Genomic DNA, 15,587 nt, shown 5'->3' with positions numbered 1-15,587 from the left:
AGTATCCGCAACTTCATCGTCACGAACCGTGGCCGCCGGCGTTGCCGAGCGCGCCCATGCCGCCCATCCGGTACTGGTTGCGCCCACCGGCCTTGGCCTGGTAGAGCAGGGCGTCGGCGCTGGCAACCAGCACATTGGCCCCTTGCGCATCGCGCGGCACCAGGCTCGACAACCCCAGGCTCATCGTGATGTGTGGCGCCGTGGGCGACGCCGCATGCGGCAGGCCGAGCTGGGCCAGTTCGGCCAACAGGCGGTGCGCCACGCCTTCGGCGCCGGGCGCGTCGAGCTGCGGCAGCAGGATCGCAAATTCCTCGCCGCCATAGCGTGTGACCAGGTCGTGGGTGCGGCCGGCGCCGCGCCGCAGCGCCGCCGCCACCTGCACCAGGCAGGCGTCGCCGGCCTGGTGGCCGTAATGGTCGTTATAGGCCTTGAAATGGTCGACGTCGGCCAGGATCAGCGCCACCGGCAGTCCGGCGCGCGCGCAGCGGCGCCATTCGGCTTCCAGGCGCTCGTCGAAGGCGCGGCGGTTTGCCACGCCCGTCAGCGGGTCGGTCAGGGTCAGCGCGCGCAGGGCATCGGCTTGGCGTTTGACGGTCAGCTGGGTGCGCACGCGGGCGCGCACCACGGCCGCGTTGACCGGCTTGGTGATGAAGTCGGCCGCGCCGGCCTCCAGCGCGCGGGTTTCATCTTCCGGCGTCTTGAGCGCGGTGACGAAGATCACCGGAATGTCGCGCGTCTCGGGGGCCGCGCGCAGGGCCGCGCACACGGCGTAGCCATCCATGCCGGGCATCATGGCGTCGACCAGGATCAGGTCCGGGTGCTGGGTGCGCGCCAGCTCGAGCGCGCGGGCGCCGTCCAGCGCGAACAGCACTTCCTGCTCGTCCTGCAGCGCCGCATGCAGGATCTGGATGTTTTCCATCGCATCGTCGACCACCAGGATGCGGCCATTGAGTGCCATCTCGGTCCAGCTCACGGGGTTCCCTTTCGCTTCATGAGGTCTGCCACCTGGCGCGCCGCCTCGTCGAAGCGCAGGGTGGCGACGGCATCGGCCAGCGCGGCTGCGGCTGGCTGCCCGGCATCGAGCGCCAGGGCCGGCCGCAAGGCAGCTTCGGCGGCGATCGCCCTCATATTGTTATTCTCCAGTAAGTGGAGCAGGCGCGCCAGTGTATCGTGCAGCGTGGCGCCCTCATCCATGCCGGGTAGGTCCTGGGCCGCTCCCTGGATGGCTGGGGGCGCCAGCTCGCGCGCGGTCGCGGCCACGGCGTCGAGCGCGCGCGCCAGGTCGGCCAGGCGCAGGCGCACCGTGCCGTCGTCGGCGTCGCGCAGCGCCTGTTCGAGCACATGGGCCGCCTCGGCTGCCTCGGTGGCGCCGAGATTGGCGCTCACGCCGCGCAGCCGGTGCGCCAGCTGGCCGGCGGCGCCGCGCTCGCCGGCCTCGACATGGGCGCGCAGCTCGCCGAAGGTCTGCGCCTGGCCGTCGGCGTAGCGGATGAACAGCTCGCAGAAGCGCTCGACGCTGCCGGCGAAACGCGGCAGGGTCGACTTCAGGTCGATGCCGGGCAGGTGCGGCAGCGGTGCGGGCAGCGTGGGGGTGGGGACGTCAGCGGGCGTGCGCGGTGCACGTTCGGTGACCCGCGACAGGGTCGCGACCAGCGCGTCGACGTCGACCGGCTTGGACAGGTGCGCCTGCATGCCGGCGTCGAGGGAGCGCTGGCGGTCCTCGTCCATCGCATTCGCGGTCATGGCGACAATCGGCAGGTCCAGGCCGGCGGAACGGATCGCGGCGGTCGCCTCGAAGCCGTTCATCACCGGCATCTGCAAGTCCATCAGCACCACGTCGAATGCCGCGTCTTCCTGCAGCGTGCTCAGCGCGGCGCGGCCGTTGGCGGCGATCTCGAACGTGGCGCCGGCGTGGGCCAGGATGAAGCTGGCCACTTCCTGGTTGATCGGATTGTCCTCGACCACCAGCACGCGCAGGCCGCGCAGGGCGCCAGCCAGCGGCGTGCTCGCGGGCGCCGGATGCGGCGCGCCGGCGCCGCCCAGCAGCCGGTCCACGGCCGCGTGAAGGCTGGCGTGGGTAAAGGGTTTGCCCAGTACGGCCGCCACGCCCAGTTCATCGGCCAGCTCGACGTAGCGCTCGGTGTCGGGATCGGGCGCCAGCAGGCAAAGGCGGGGCATGTGCACTTGCGCCGCGCGTACGGCCGAGATCAACGGCACACCATCGAGCCCCGGCATGGCCTGATCGACGAAGGCAAGGTCGTAGCGGCTGCGGCGCAGGGCGTCCAGGGCGGCATCGCCATCGGGCACCGTCTCCACACGCCAGCCGAAGGCGGTGCAGGCCGTGGCCAACGCGCCGCGCGCGCTGGCATTGTCGTCGGCGACCAGGACGCGCAAGGCGTCGTCCTCGAGGGCGGGCGCCTCGGGCGCGGCTTCCAATACCGGGAACGACAGTTCGAAGCGGAACGTGGCGCCGGCGCCGGGCACGCTGTCCAGGCGCAAGACGCCCCCGGCCAGCTCCACCAGGCGGCGCGCGATCGACAGGCCCAGGCCGGCGCCGCCATATTTGCGCACGGTCGAGCTGTCGGCCTGCGAGAACACTTCGAAGATCCCGGCCTGCACCTCGGGGGCGATGCCGATGCCGGTGTCGCGCACCTCGAATGCGAGGCGCACCTGGTCGTCGGCTGCGCCGCGCAGCGCGATCGACAGCACGATCTCGCCCCGGTCGGTGAACTTGACTGCGTTGCCGATCAGGTTGAGCAGCACCTGCTCGAGCCGCACCGGGTCGCCCTGCAGCAGCGCCGGCAAGTGGGGATCGACCGCGAACGCCAGTTCGACGCCCTTGGCCCAGGCGCCGGGGCCGTGCAGCACCGCGATGCTGGCCAGGATGTCGTCGATGCGCAGCGGGATGCGCTCCAGGGTCAGCTGGCCGGCCTCGATGCGCGAGAAGTCGAGCAGGTCGCTCAGCATGCCCAGCAGTGAGCGGGCGGCGGTGCGCATGCGCGCCACGTAGCCGCGTTCGCGCTGGCCCAGCTGGCCTTCCTCGAGCAGGCGCGCCAGGCCGACGATGGCGTTCATCGGCGTGCGCAGCTCGTGGCTCATATTGGCCAGGAACTCGCTCTTGGCGCGGCTGGCCTGTTCGGCCAGCCGCAGCGCCGCCTCGAGCTGGACGCCGGTGGCGCGTAACGCCGCCTCGGCCGCGACCCGGGTGCTGATGTCGCGGATCGTGGCCTGCATCATGCCGACGCCGCCGATGTCGACCCGGGTCAGCAGGATGTCGGCATGGAACACGCTGCCGTCGGCGCGCAGGTGCAGCCACTCGAAGGCGTCCCGGCCCTCGTCCAGCGTGCGCCGCATGTGCTCGATCGCCACCTCGTTGCTCGGGCGGCCGTCGGCCTGCAGCAGCGGCGACAGGCTGGCCGGCGACTCCTCGAGCAGGGCGGCCGGGTTGGCGAAGCCGAACAGGTCGGCCGCCGCCTGGTTGGCGCTGACGTAGCTGGCGCCATAGGCCAGCAGCAGGTGGGCATCGCCGGCGGCCTCGAACAGGGCGCGGAACATCTCCTGGTGATCGCGCTCGCGCTGCTGCTGGCGCTTGCGCTCGGTGATGTCGAGCACCACCGCGTTCACGCCCATCAGCTGGTGGTCGGGCCCATACACCGGGAAGTAGCTCGATATCCAGTGACGCGCGCTGCCCGGCGCCGATGGGGCGTCGCCGGTGGCCTCGATCTCGACCAGCGGCCGGCCGCTGGCGATCACGCGCCGGTAGTTCGCTTCGAATTCCTCGCCGGCAGGTCCCAGCAGCTCCGGCAGGCTGCGGCCGGCATGGTCGCGCGCCGGACGGCCGTTGATGTCGGCCAGGTAGTCGTTGACCATCACCACCCGCATCTCGGTGTCCATGAAACACAGGCCGACGGGGATCGATGCATACACCGTTTCCAGCTGCGCCTTGGAGCGTTCCAGCTCCTGCGTGCGCTCGGCTACCAGCGTCTCGAGGCCGCGCCGGTATTCCTGCAGCTCGGCGTCGACCTGGCGCAGCGCATGCGCCACCGTCTCCACCTCGCGAATGTCCGACTGCGGCAAGACCAGCGGCTCGCCGCGTCCCAGTTGCTCGGCAGGGCCGGCCAGGCCCTGCACGGCGCGCGCGATCGAGCCGCCCAGGGCCCATGCGAGCGTCAGGCTGATCGCCAGCAGGCCGGCGATCGCGGCCACCGTCTTGGGCATGGACTGCCCCAGCAGTTCGCCGGCCGCGTTGTACGGATAGCGAATCGTCACCACCCAGCCGTGTTCGGGCGAGCGCGCGAAGGCCGCGTAGCCCGGGGCGTTACTACTCTCCGGCAGTTCGACGGTGCCGGCGCCGCCCCGCGCCACGGCCGTGGCCAGCGCGGCTTCCATCGGCAGGCCCAGGTGCTGGCCGCCATCGGCGCTGCGCGAGACGGTCAGCAGGCGGCGGTCGTAGACGCCGGCGATCCAGCCTTCCGGCAGGTGCTGGCTGTCGAGCAGCTCGGCCATGCGGCGCGGGCGCAGGTGCACCGACAGCACGAAACGCACCTCGCCCTCGTGCCAGATCGGCACTTCGACCGACAGCGCGTACTGGCCGCCGTCGTCCAGCCGGTGCAGGCCGGACGCCACGGTGTTGCCCGTCGCGGCCACGCGCCGGATGTCGTCCTCGTTGCCGGTGCGCGGCAGCTGCACTCCGATGGGATAGCGGGTATTAATCAACGGCATGCCGTTCGGCAGGCTCAATACGAACGCCTGGGCCGGGAAGTCGGGCCGCAGCAGACTCTTGGCCACCTCGTGGATAGCGACCATGTCGCCCCGGGCCATCATCGCCGTATTGGCCAGGACCCGGGCCGCGGTCTCGCCGCTTTCGATGTCGCGCTCGACTGCCGCCGCCAGCACCTCGGCCACGGTCTGGGCGTCGCGCGCGACGTGGGCGCGTTCGCGCAAGGCGGCATCGCGCGCCAGGGCGACGTAGCCGACCAGGATCGGTAACGCGCATGCCAGCACCAGGATATAGAGCTTGGCGCGGATCGAGGGCAGCGAAAGACGGGCAAACGGCAAAGACGACTCCTGGTTTCAACACGGTAATGGACGCAGGCACCATGTTAGCTGCCCCCATCCATACCGCATAGCGGCGGTTTTAATTGCCGCCGTGCATCGTCTTCACTCTGCAACATAGCAGACAGGCCATATTGTCCTTATGCAATGCCAGATAAACGTCGGTCGATGATGGATTGTTACCGTCAGGTGTGGGCAACGAGGCGAAACCGAGACAGAATCGCAAGCCGACATGATGCCGATAATCACTATTGTTCCTTCAGGCATTAAAATCCTCCTTGCAGGAATTAACCCAAGGGATGGTATGGCAAGGCCAGAGAAAGTCCGCCTCGGCGAAGTGCTGATGCAGCAGAAACTGTTGAGCGAAGAGCAACTCCAGCAGGCGCTCGCCGACCAGAAGCGCACCGGCCGCAAGCTCGGCCGGGTATTCGTCGAAAGCGGCTTCGTCACCGAAGACCAGATTTCGGGCGCGCTGGCGCGCCAGCTCGACATCCCTTACCTGAACCTGAAGTTCTATAACATCAACGCCGAACTGGTGCGCCTGCTGCCAGAGACCGCCGCGCGGCGTTTCCGCGCGCTGGTGCTGGAAGACCGCAAGGAAACGATGCTGGTCGGTGTGTCAGATCCGACCGACCTGTTCGCCTATGACGAGATCGCGCGCCTGATCAAGAAGGGCGTGGAGCTGGCGGTGGTCAACGAGACCGAGGTGCTGGCGGCGATCGACCGCATCTACCGCCGCACCGGCGAGATCACCGGCCTGGCACGCGAGGTCGAGGCCGACCTGGGCGACGCCTCGATCGACTTCGGCGCGCTGGCCGCCAATCCGGGGCTCGAAGAAGCGCCGATCGTCAAGCTGCTGCAATCGGTGTTCGACGACGCGGCCCAGGTGCGCGCCTCCGACATCCATATCGAGCCGCAGGAAGGGCGGCTGCAGATTCGCTTTCGCATCGACGGCGTGCTGCACCTGCAGACCGAGGCCGACCTCAAGGTCGCCACGCCGCTGGCGCTGCGCCTGAAATTGATGGCCGACCTCGACATCTCCGAGAAGCGCCTGCCGCAGGACGGCCGTTTCGCGGTCAAGGTGCGCAACCAGCGCATCGACGTGCGACTCTCGACCATGCCGACCCAGTACGGCGAATCGGTGGTCATGCGTTTGCTGAACCAGGTCAGTGCCAACCTGCGGCTGGATGCGATCGGCATGCCGGCGCGCCTGGTCGAGCGCTTTCGCGCCATCGTCGCCCGGCCGAACGGCCTGGTGCTGGTCACCGGCCCGACCGGCAGCGGCAAGACCACCACCCTGTACAGCGCCTTGTCCGAACTGAACTCGGTCGAGAAGAAACTCATCACGGTCGAGGACCCGGTGGAATACCGGCTGTCGGGCATCAACCAGGTGCAGGTCAACGACAAGATCGAACTGTCGTTCGCCCGCGTGCTGCGCTCGGCGCTGCGGCAAGATCCGGACATCGTGCTGGTCGGCGAGATGCGCGACCAGGAAACCGCCGCCATCGGCCTGCGCGCCGCGATGACGGGCCACCTGGTGCTGTCGACCCTGCACACCAACGATGCCGCGTCGACCCCGTTGCGCCTGATGGACATGGGCGTGCCGCGCTATATGGTGAGCGGTTCGCTGCAGGCGGTGCTGGCCCAGCGCCTGGTGCGCGTGATCTGCGAGAGCTGCAGCGTCGACTACCAGCCGGCCGCCAACGAGACCGACTGGCTGCGCGCCGAACTGGGCGAGCATGCCGCGACCACGCGCTTCTATCATGGCAAGGGCTGCTCCCACTGCAACGGCACCGGCTATCGCGGCCGCACCGGCGTCTATGAATTGCTGGAGATGACGCGCGCCGTCACCGACGCGGTCAACCATCCCGATCCGGGCCACTTCCTCAAGGTTGCCCACACCGAGATGCGCGGCGAGACCTTGCGCCGCCACGCGGTGAACCTGGCGGTGCAGGGGCGCTCGACGATCGCCGAGGCGATGCGGGTCAGTAACCAGATGGACGACTGATTAACAGCCCATGCCATATTTCGCCTACAAGGGCCGCAATGGACGCGGTGAGCCGGTACACGGCGTGCTCGAAGGCGCCGACAGCGGCGCCGTGGCCGACCAGCTGTTCGGCAGCGGCGTCACGCCGATCGAGATCACGGTCACGCGCAAGGCCGCGACCACTGGCGGCCTGGGATGGCGCGAGCGCCTGTTCGAAAAGAAGGTCACGTCGATGGACGTGCAGCTGTTCAGCCGCCAGATCCACACGCTGCTCAAGTCCGGCGTGCCGATCATGCGCGGCCTGGCCGGGTTGCAGGAGTCGGCGATCAGCAAATCGTTCGCGCGCGTGATCAAGGATTTGCGCGAGTCGCTCGACGCCGGGCGCGAATTATCCAGCGCGATGATGCGCCACCCGCAATGCTTCTCGCCGTTCTACCTGTCGATGGTGAAAGTGGGAGAAATGACGGGGCGGCTGGAAGAAGTCTTCCTGCGCCTGTTCGACCACCTGGAGTTCGATCGCGACATGCGCGAACGGGTCAAGACGGCGCTGCGCTATCCGAGCTTCGTGGTGATCGCGATGGTCATCGCCATGGTGGTGGTCAACATCTTCGTCATCCCGCAGTTCGCTTCGGTGTTCAAGTCGTTCGGCTCCGAATTGCCGCTGATGACGCGCATCCTGCTGGCGACGTCGGGGTTCACGGTCAAGTGGTGGCCGGCGCTGGCGGGTGTCGCGATCCTTGGCTGGTATGGGTTCCGGGCCTGGACCCGCATTGCGCAAGGGCGCCTGACCTGGGATCGCTACAAGCTGCGGCTGCCGATCGCCGGCAAGATCATCCACAAGGGCACGATGGCCCGCTTCGCACGCAGCTTCGCGCTGTCGATGCGCAGCGGGGTGCCGATCGTGCATGCGTTGACCGTGGTGTCGCAGACCGCCGATAACGCCTACCTGAGCTCGCGCATCGAGCAGATGCGCGACGGCGTCGAGCGCGGCGAGAGCATCCTGCGCACTTCGACCGCGGCCAATGTGTTCACGCCGATCGTGTTGCAGATGATCGCGGTGGGGGAAGAGACCGGGTCGATCGACGACCTCATGGACGAGATCGGGCAGATGTACGAGCGCGAGGTCGACTATGAACTCAAGACCTTGTCGAGCCAGATCGAGCCGATCCTGATCACCTTTCTTGGCGCGATGGTGCTGGTCCTGGCGCTGGGAATCTTCATGCCGATGTGGGACCTGGGACAGGCGGCGATCCATCCGAAGTAGGCGCAACCGGCGTGAGCTGTTGCAAAAAGAACGCATCGGCTTGATGAAAATTAAAATTCCATCAATGAAACATTGCTTTTAGGCGATCCTTTTGCCGCGAAGACATCAAAGTTGCAGATTCTCACGGTAGAATTGGGCAGCAAGGTAATGCTACGCAGGACGGCCACTCGTCCCCATCATCGTAACGGAGAAAAAAGAATGAAAACCAGTTTCAACAAGACGGCGCAGAGTGGTTTCACCCTGATCGAACTGATCGTCGTGATCGTCATCCTGGGTATCCTGGCCGCGACCGCGTTGCCGAAGTTTTCGGGCCTGAACGGCGATGCGCGCATTGCTAGCCTGAACGCAGTCAAGGGTTCGCTGGCTTCGACCTCGGCCATGCTGCACGGCCGCGCATTGATCAACCCGAATCCGCAAGATGGCGTGTTCCAGATCGAAGGCGGTATCAATGTCCCGATGGGAACCACCGGCTACGCGAACGCTACCACCCAGCTCGCAGCGGCTGCGGGATTGAGCGCCGATGACTACACCATCGCCGACGAAGGTACCGTGCTGAAGATCACGCCGAAGAGCGTGCCGTCCGCGCTCGCGACGACCTGCCATGTCACTTATACGGAAGCCGCCAGCGCCAATGCCGCACCGGTCATCGCCCTCGCGACCGGCCTGAAGTGCGAGTAAGTTTCGCCTGATGCACGACGGGCGCTGCCATTGCAGCGCCTTTTGTTTATGGAGGGTTCGCAGGATGGTGCCTTCTGACCACACTCCTCGGCCATCTTGTGCCCGATCGGCGACTTTTTCCGATTCCGGGCCGCGGGTCTTGTCTATAATCAAGTACTCAGAAGCCGACAACGTTCGATCACCGAAGCAGCTTGCATGCGTTTGTTTAAGAAAGCGAAAAGAAGGGATGGCTGGCTGACCGTGGCATTCCATCGCGATGGCATGGCGCTTGCGAGCGTCGAGCGTCACGCGGGCGGCAAACCGCTGGTGCACCTGGCCCAGTTCCTTCCGGGATCGACCGGCGCCGATGCGCTCGAGAAGTCCGGGCGTGATGTGCAGGCGCATCTGCGCCACTGCACCAATTTGCTGTCGGGCGGCGAATACCAGATCCTGAACGTCGAGGCGCCCAACGTGCCGCGTGAGGAAATGAAGACCGCCATCCGCTGGCGCCTGAAAGACATCCTCGATTTCCCGGCCGCGGAAGCGACCATCGACGTGCTCGACATCCCGCTCGACGCCAATTCGCGCGCCCAGCAATCGATTTTCACTGTCGCCGCCCGCAATACCGTGATCCAGCCGCGCCAGAAGCTGTTCCTCGACGCGAAAGTCGACCTGCACGCGATCGACATCCCCGAGATGGCGCAACGGAACGTATCGGTCATGCTCGAACCCGAAGGCCGCGGCGTCGCCATGCTCTCCTTCGGCGACGACGGCGGCCTGCTGACCGTGTCCTATCGCGGCGAGCTGTACCTGTCGCGCCGCTTCGACGTCACGCTGGCCCAGCTGCTCGAGCCGGACCACGAACGCAAGCACCAGAGTTTCGACAAGATCACCCTCGAGCTGCAACGCTCGCTCGACCATTTCGAGCGCCAGTATTCCTTCATCAGCATCGCCAAGCTGGTGCTGGGGCCGTCCCCCGTGAGCGGCCTGGACGAATACCTGTCGAGCAATCTGTACACACCGGTCGAGACGCTCGACCTGGCCACGCTGTTCGACCTGTCACGCGTGCCCGAGCTGGCGGACAAGGCGCAGCAGCAGCGCTTCTTTCTCGCGATCGGCGCCGCGCTGCGCGAAGGCGAGGGCGCATGAAGCAACAGATCAACCTGTTCAATCCGGCCTTCCAGCCGCAGAAGCAGGTGCTGTCGAGCGCCACCGTCGCGCTGGCCGTGGGCGTCGTGATCGTCGGCATCGCGATCCTCGCCGTTGCCGGCAAGATGGAAACCGCTGAACTGCAACAGCAGGCTGGCAGCGGCGCCGCCCAGCTCGAAAAGCGCCAGGCGCGCCTGGCCACGGCCAACCGCGAGTTCACGCCGCGCCAGAAGGACGCCACGCTGGACGCACAGATCGCGCAAGCGAATACGCAACTGGCCGCGATGCGCCACATCTCAGGCGCGCTGTCGCGCGGCGAACTGGGCGACACCAGCGGCTTCGCCGGCTACTTCAAGGCGCTGGCGCGCCAGAGCGCGCAAGGCTTGTGGCTGACCGGCGTGACGGTCGGCGCCGGCGGCGCGCAGATCGGCATCAAGGGCCGCACCGTCGATCCGGCCATGGTGCCGGGCTACCTGAATCGCCTGACCCATGAGCCGCTGATGCAGGGTAAATCCTTCGCCAGCCTGCAGATCGGCGAGGCCGCGCCGCTGCAGGTGCAGGACGCCGACGGCAAGCCGGCCACGCGCCCTGCGCCCTATATCGAATTCAGCCTGCAGTCGGTCCCCGAGGAATCTCGTCCATGAGTGGGCAAATGAAAGAGCGGATCCTGATCCTGCGCGCGCGCATCGATGCGCTGTCGCTGCGTGAACGCGGCCTGGTATGCCTGGCGGCGTGCGCGCTGCTGGCCTTCGCCGGCCACACGCTGGTGCTGGCGCCGATGGAAGCGGCCCAGGAGACGCTGCGCAGCCAGATCGCGCAGCAGCGCACCGACATGGCGGCGATCGACGAGGCCATCACGGTCCGCGTGCAGGCTTTCCAGCTCGATCCCGACGCCGCGGCGCGCACGCGCCTGAATGCGCTGCGCCAGGAAATGGGCCAGCTCGGCGAACAGTTGCTGGCCATCGAGCACGGCCTGGTGCCGCCCGAGCGCATGGGCCCACTGGTCGACGGCATCCTGCGCGCCAACGGACGCCTGAAGCTGGTGTCGATGCGCACCTTGCCGGTCGAACCGCTGGCGGACAAGCAGGCGCCCGCGCCAGCGGCAACGTCCGCACCGGCCGCCGCGCCACTACTGTACCGCCACGGCATCGAAGTCTCGGTGCGTGGCAACTATCTCGACATGATCGACTACATGAGCGCACTCGATGCGATGCCGACCCGGATGTTCTGGGGCCGTGCCCAGCTCGACGTGGAGGAGTATCCCGCCGCGCGCCTGACGCTCACCCTGCATACCCTGAGCCTGGACCGACAATGGATGAAGCTGTGAAGAACCTGTTCCTGACCGCGCTGGCTTGCCTCGCGCTGGCCCAACCCGCCGCCGCGCAAGCGCTGCTCGACCCCACCCGTCCGCCGCCGGGCATGGACCGGATCGCCCCTGAACTGGCCGCTGCCGACGATGCGCCGCGCTTGCAGTCGGTGCTGATCGCGCGCCATGCGGGTGGCCGCCACGTGGCCGTGATCGACGGCGAGACGGTGCGCCTGGGTGAGCGTTTCAAGGGCGCGCGCGTGGCGCGCGTCAGCGCCAACGAGGTCGTGCTGGTGCGCGGCGCCGAACGCCAGGTGCTGCGCATGGACGCGCCGCTGCCGGGCATGACGCCGGCCGCCAAATGACAAGGCAATCCATCATGACCAAGCTTTTCGCGATTCCCTGCGTGCTGGCTGCGACGCTGTTGCTGGCCGCTTGCCAGAGCGCCCCGCCGAACGCCACCTACGACGCCATCGCCCAGGAGATGGCCAAGGCCAGCAGCCAGCCGGCGCCGCGGCCGGCGGTCGACGATGCGGTGGCCAATGCATTGCTGCCGCCGGCAGCGACGCTGGCCAGCCAGTTGCCGAAAGCGCGGCCAGCGCTCGAGGAGCGCTTCAACGTCGCTTTCAACAACGTGCCCGCGCAGCAGTTCTTCCGCTCGATCGTGGCCGGCACCCGCTACAACATGCTGGTGCACCCGGACGTGAGCGGCAACATCAGCGCCAACCTGAAGGACGTGACCCTGGTCGAGACGCTGGAAGCGGTGCGCGAAATGTACGGCTACGATTACAGGATCGACGGCGCGCGCATCAGCATTCGCCCGCTGACCATGCAGACCCGCATGTTCCAGGTGAACTACCTGACCGCCAGCCGCAGCGGGATGTCGAACACGCGCGTGTCCTCGACCTCGGTCGCCGATGCCGGCAACAATGGTAATAACGGCGGCAACAACGGCGGCGGCATGGGGCAGGGCTTCGGCAACCAGGACGGCCAGAACGGCCAGAACGGCCAGAACGGCAACAACCCGAACGGCCAGCGCCAGCTCAACAGCACCGACGTCCAGACCCGCTCCGACAACGACTTCTGGAAAGATCTGAAGGAATCGATTATTGCCATCGTCGGCACGCTCGAGGGCGGGCGCAGCGTGGTGGTGAGCCCGCAGTCCGGCGTGCTGGTGATCCGCGCCATGCCCGACGAATTGCGCAACGTCGACGCCTACCTGAAGGCGACCCAGCTGTCGGTGGACCGCCAGGTGATCCTGGAGGCGAAGATCCTCGAAGTGGAGCTTTCCGACAGCTTCCAGAGCGGCATCAACTGGGCCTCGTTCGCCTCGTTCCGCGGCGGCACCGCCAACCGCGTCTCGAGCGGCATGATCTCGCCAGGCGCGAACCTGGCGCCGCTGCCATACAATGGCGGCCAGCCGGCCCCGATCAACAACGGTTCGGGCCTGGCGGCCAGCACCGGTTTTTCGCTGTCGAACGCGGCCAGCGCCGCCGGCTCGCTGTTCGGCTTCGCCTTCCAGACCAATAACTTCGCGGCGCTGATCACGTTCCTGGAGTCGCAGGGCAGCGTGCACGTGTTGTCGAGCCCCCGCATCGCGGCGATCAACAACCAGAAGGCCGTGCTCAAGATCGGCACCGACGAATTCTTCGTCACCGGCATCACCAACAACATCAACACCAGCAATAACAGCACCATCGTCAGCCCGAGCGTGACGGTGCAGCCGTTCTTCTCGGGCGTGGTGCTGGACGTGACGCCGCAGATCGACGACAAGGGCAACATCCTGCTGCACGTGCACCCTTCGGTAAGCCAGGTCACGACCGTCAACAAGGACGTCGACCTGGGCTCGGGCGGCACGCTGCGCCTGCCATTGGCGGCGTCGAGCACTTCGGAGCTCGACAGCATCGTGCGCGGCCGCGACGGCCAGGTGGTCGCGATCGGCGGCCTGATGCGCCAGGCTTCGAGCGGCGACACCGACCAGCTGCCGGGCGCCGACAAGATCCCGCTGCTGGGCAATCTGTTCCGCAACAAGGCCCGCATGAGCCAGAAGCGCGAGCTGGTGGTGCTGATCAAGCCGACCATCGTCGAAGGGGCGAGCGACTGGAGCCAGGACATGCTCGACGCCAGCCGCCGCATCGAACAGCTCGACCCGCGCAGCCGCGGCCGCACTCTGGGCGCGGACTGATGTACGCGACGCACTTCGGGCTGCGCGAGCTGCCGTTCGGGATCACGCCCGACACCAGCTTCTTCTTCGGCAGCCCGCGCTCGCAGGAAGCGCTCAATACGCTGCTGGTGGCGACCCGCGGCGGCGAAGGCTTCATCAAGATCACGGGCGAAGTCGGCACCGGCAAGACGCTGTTGTGCCGCAAGTTCATGGCCACCTTGGGAGAGGGCTTCGTCACCGCCTATATCCCGAACCCCTACCTGGAGCCGCGTACCCTGATGCTGGCGCTGGCCGACGAACTGGCCATCCCGCTCGAGCGCGACGTCGACCAGCACCAGCTGCTCAAGGCGATCAACCTGCGCCTGCTCGAGCTGGCCGGCCAGGACTTGCGCGTGGTGCTGTGCCTCGACGAGGCGCAGGCGATTCCGGTCGAGAGCCTGGAGGCGCTGCGCCTCTTGACCAATCTCGAGACCGAGAAGAGGAAGCTCCTGCAGATCGTCCTGTTCGGCCAGCCGGAACTGAACCGCAAGCTCGAACTCGACGCGATCCGCCAGCTGGCCCAGCGCATCACCTTTCATTACCACCTCGGCCCCCTGAGCCGCGACGACCTGGATTTCTACGTGGCGCACCGCCTGCGCGTGGCCGGCTTCGATGGCGCGCGCCTGTTCACGGGCGCGGCGATCCGCGGCCTGTATAAAGCCAGCGGCGGCGTGCCGCGCCTGGTCAACATCATGGCGCACAAGGCGCTGATGCTCAGCTACGGCCAGGGCAAGCAGCAGGTGGCCGGTAGCCACGTGGCCATCGCCGCGCGCGATACGGTGGGCGTGACGCGCACGATCTGGACCTGGCTCGCCGGTGGCGCCGTCGTCGCCGGCGCGGCGGCGGCCCTGGCCTGGGCGATCTCGCTATGAGCCTGATTATATGAGCCTGATTAACAAGATGCTGCAAGACCTCGATGCGCGCGCCGGCCAGCCCGGCGCTACGCCGCTGCCGGCCGACGTGCGCTTGCCGCCGGCGCCCGAGCCGCGCAGGCAGTGGCTGCGTGGCGCGCTGGCGGCTGGGGCAGTGATCGCCGTCGCCGCGGCCGGCGTGATCGGCTGGCGGATGGCGGGCGAACAGCCGCCGCCAGTAGCGGTGGCCGCGGCGGCGCCAGTTGCGCCTGCCGCACCGGCGCCCAAGGCGGTGCTCGTCGAGATGCCGGCGGCCGCGCCGGTGCAGGTGGCCGATGTCGCTCCGCCGGCGCCGGTGGTGGCGGCACCGGAGCCGGAACCCGAGCCTGCGCCGCCACCGTCGAAGCCAGCGCCGGCGCCACCCAAGCCGGCGCCACCCAAGCCGGCGCCGGCGCCGGCAGCGCAAGGCCGGGTCGAGACGGCGCCGCAGCGCGCCGAAAACACCTATCGCCGCGCGCTGCTGGTGCTGGAAGACGGGCGCGTGACCGAGGCCATCGCGACCCTGCAGGCCGGATTGCGCATCGATCCGAAGCATGAGCCGTCGCGCCAGACGCTGGTGGGACTGCTGATCGAGGCGGGAAGGACCGACGAGGCGATACGCCAGTTGCAGGCCGCGCTGGCGCTCGATGCCCGTCAACCGTCGATGGCGATGCTGCTTGCGCGCCTGCAGCTGGAGCGGGGCGGTCCCGCGCTCGACACCCTGATGCGCACCCTGCCGCATGCGGCCGGCAATGGCGAATACCACGCCTTCCTGGCCGGCGTGCTGCAGCGCGAAGGTCGTCATCGCGAAGCGGCCGAGCACTACCAGGCCGCGCTGCGAGCCGCGCCGGGCAATGGCGTGTGGTGGATGGGCCTGGGCATTTCGCTGCAGGCCGAGAAGCGCGATCCCGACGCGATGGCGGCATTCTGGCAAGCCCTTGGCAGCGGGACGCTGTCGCCCGAGCTGGCCGCCTTCGTCGAGCGCCGCCTGGGACAGCTCGAACGATAATCCAGTCCCGGCGGCGACAGCGGCCCTTGTGATAGCATCGCCGGGTTCGTTTCATTCCTGGCATCTA

Annotated in this window: 12 protein-coding genes; 10 read left to right on the top strand and 2 right to left on the bottom strand. The window is 67.7% G+C overall.

Annotated elements, in window-relative coordinates:
• Nucleotides 1-19: 19 nt before the first annotated feature.
• Together AC3A6F_RS15870 and AC3A6F_RS15865 are read right to left on the bottom strand one after the other, a co-directional pair.
• On the bottom strand, nucleotides 20-973 hold the full coding sequence (locus tag AC3A6F_RS15870; RefSeq protein ID WP_487682343.1) for a diguanylate cyclase domain-containing protein: 954 nt from the start codon (nucleotides 971-973) through the stop codon (nucleotides 20-22).
• Nucleotides 970-5,058: a response regulator gene (locus AC3A6F_RS15865; protein WP_487682341.1), complete on the bottom strand. Its 4,089-nt coding sequence runs from the start codon at nucleotides 5,056-5,058 to the stop codon at nucleotides 970-972. The genes AC3A6F_RS15870 and AC3A6F_RS15865 overlap by 4 nt, the downstream gene beginning before the upstream one ends.
• 301 nt (nucleotides 5,059-5,359) lie before the next feature.
• On the opposite strand from AC3A6F_RS15865, the gene AC3A6F_RS15860 reads away from it, so the two are divergent.
• From AC3A6F_RS15860 to AC3A6F_RS15815, 10 genes are all read left to right on the top strand, one after another.
• Nucleotides 5,360-7,063 (top strand): GspE/PulE family protein, encoded by a 1,704-nt coding sequence (locus AC3A6F_RS15860; RefSeq protein ID WP_487682339.1) that lies wholly within the window; start codon nucleotides 5,360-5,362, stop codon nucleotides 7,061-7,063.
• Nucleotides 7,064-7,073: 10 nt separating this feature from the next.
• Nucleotides 7,074-8,306, top strand: a complete 1,233-nt coding sequence (locus tag AC3A6F_RS15855) for a type II secretion system F family protein (protein WP_487682337.1) — start codon at nucleotides 7,074-7,076, stop codon at nucleotides 8,304-8,306.
• Nucleotides 8,307-8,504: 198 nt separating this feature from the next.
• Entirely contained in the window at nucleotides 8,505-8,984 is a 480-nt protein-coding gene (locus tag AC3A6F_RS15850) for a type II secretion system protein (RefSeq protein WP_487682335.1), read from the top strand.
• Between the two features lie 195 nt (nucleotides 8,985-9,179).
• Nucleotides 9,180-10,112, top strand: a complete 933-nt coding sequence (gene pilM, locus AC3A6F_RS15845; RefSeq protein ID WP_487682333.1) for a type IV pilus biogenesis protein PilM — start codon at nucleotides 9,180-9,182, stop codon at nucleotides 10,110-10,112.
• Complete coding sequence (locus AC3A6F_RS15840) at nucleotides 10,109-10,756, top strand: hypothetical protein (protein ID WP_487682331.1); 648 nt, start codon at nucleotides 10,109-10,111, stop codon at nucleotides 10,754-10,756. The genes pilM and AC3A6F_RS15840 overlap by 4 nt, the downstream gene beginning before the upstream one ends.
• 8 nt (nucleotides 10,757-10,764) lie before the next feature.
• Nucleotides 10,765-11,439, top strand: a complete 675-nt coding sequence (locus AC3A6F_RS15835) for a hypothetical protein (RefSeq protein ID WP_487682329.1) — start codon at nucleotides 10,765-10,767, stop codon at nucleotides 11,437-11,439.
• Entirely contained in the window at nucleotides 11,424-11,783 is a 360-nt protein-coding gene (locus AC3A6F_RS15830; protein ID WP_487682327.1) for a hypothetical protein, read from the top strand. The genes AC3A6F_RS15835 and AC3A6F_RS15830 overlap by 16 nt, the downstream gene beginning before the upstream one ends.
• A 14-nt stretch (nucleotides 11,784-11,797) precedes the next feature.
• Nucleotides 11,798-13,603 carry a pilus (MSHA type) biogenesis protein MshL gene (mshL, locus tag AC3A6F_RS15825; RefSeq protein WP_487682325.1) on the top strand — a complete coding sequence of 602 codons (1,806 nt, stop codon included), beginning with the start codon at nucleotides 11,798-11,800 and terminating at the stop codon, nucleotides 13,601-13,603.
• Complete coding sequence (locus tag AC3A6F_RS15820) at nucleotides 13,603-14,493, top strand: ExeA family protein (RefSeq protein ID WP_487682323.1); 891 nt, start codon at nucleotides 13,603-13,605, stop codon at nucleotides 14,491-14,493. The genes mshL and AC3A6F_RS15820 overlap by 1 nt, the downstream gene beginning before the upstream one ends.
• Nucleotides 14,494-14,503: 10 nt before the next feature.
• Nucleotides 14,504-15,520, top strand: a complete 1,017-nt coding sequence (locus AC3A6F_RS15815) for a tetratricopeptide repeat protein (protein WP_487682321.1) — start codon at nucleotides 14,504-14,506, stop codon at nucleotides 15,518-15,520.
• The last annotated feature ends 67 nt before the right edge of the window (nucleotides 15,521-15,587 follow it).

This window comes from Massilia sp. Soil_C_3 (genome assembly GCF_057657035.1).
Note: the sequence above shows the minus strand (reverse complement) of the source record. Positions and strands in the feature narration are given on the sequence as shown.

Excerpts from the sequence above, each read along its gene's own strand:
- AC3A6F_RS15860 (WP_487682339.1), top strand. The coding sequence starts at position 5,360 with ATGGCAAGGCCAGAGAAAGTCCGCCTCGGCGAAGTGCTGATGCAGCAG.
- AC3A6F_RS15840 (WP_487682331.1), top strand. The coding sequence starts at position 10,109 with ATGAAGCAACAGATCAACCTGTTCAATCCGGCCTTCCAGCCGCAGAAG.
- AC3A6F_RS15820 (WP_487682323.1), top strand. The coding sequence starts at position 13,603 with ATGTACGCGACGCACTTCGGGCTGCGCGAGCTGCCGTTCGGGATCACG.
- AC3A6F_RS15855 (WP_487682337.1), top strand. The coding sequence starts at position 7,074 with ATGCCATATTTCGCCTACAAGGGCCGCAATGGACGCGGTGAGCCGGTA.
- AC3A6F_RS15850 (WP_487682335.1), top strand. The coding sequence starts at position 8,505 with ATGAAAACCAGTTTCAACAAGACGGCGCAGAGTGGTTTCACCCTGATC.
- pilM (WP_487682333.1), top strand. The coding sequence starts at position 9,180 with ATGCGTTTGTTTAAGAAAGCGAAAAGAAGGGATGGCTGGCTGACCGTG.
- mshL (WP_487682325.1), top strand. The coding sequence starts at position 11,798 with ATGACCAAGCTTTTCGCGATTCCCTGCGTGCTGGCTGCGACGCTGTTG.
- AC3A6F_RS15835 (WP_487682329.1), top strand. The coding sequence starts at position 10,765 with ATGAAAGAGCGGATCCTGATCCTGCGCGCGCGCATCGATGCGCTGTCG.
- AC3A6F_RS15830 (WP_487682327.1), top strand. The coding sequence starts at position 11,424 with ATGGATGAAGCTGTGAAGAACCTGTTCCTGACCGCGCTGGCTTGCCTC.
- AC3A6F_RS15815 (WP_487682321.1), top strand. The coding sequence starts at position 14,504 with ATGAGCCTGATTAACAAGATGCTGCAAGACCTCGATGCGCGCGCCGGC.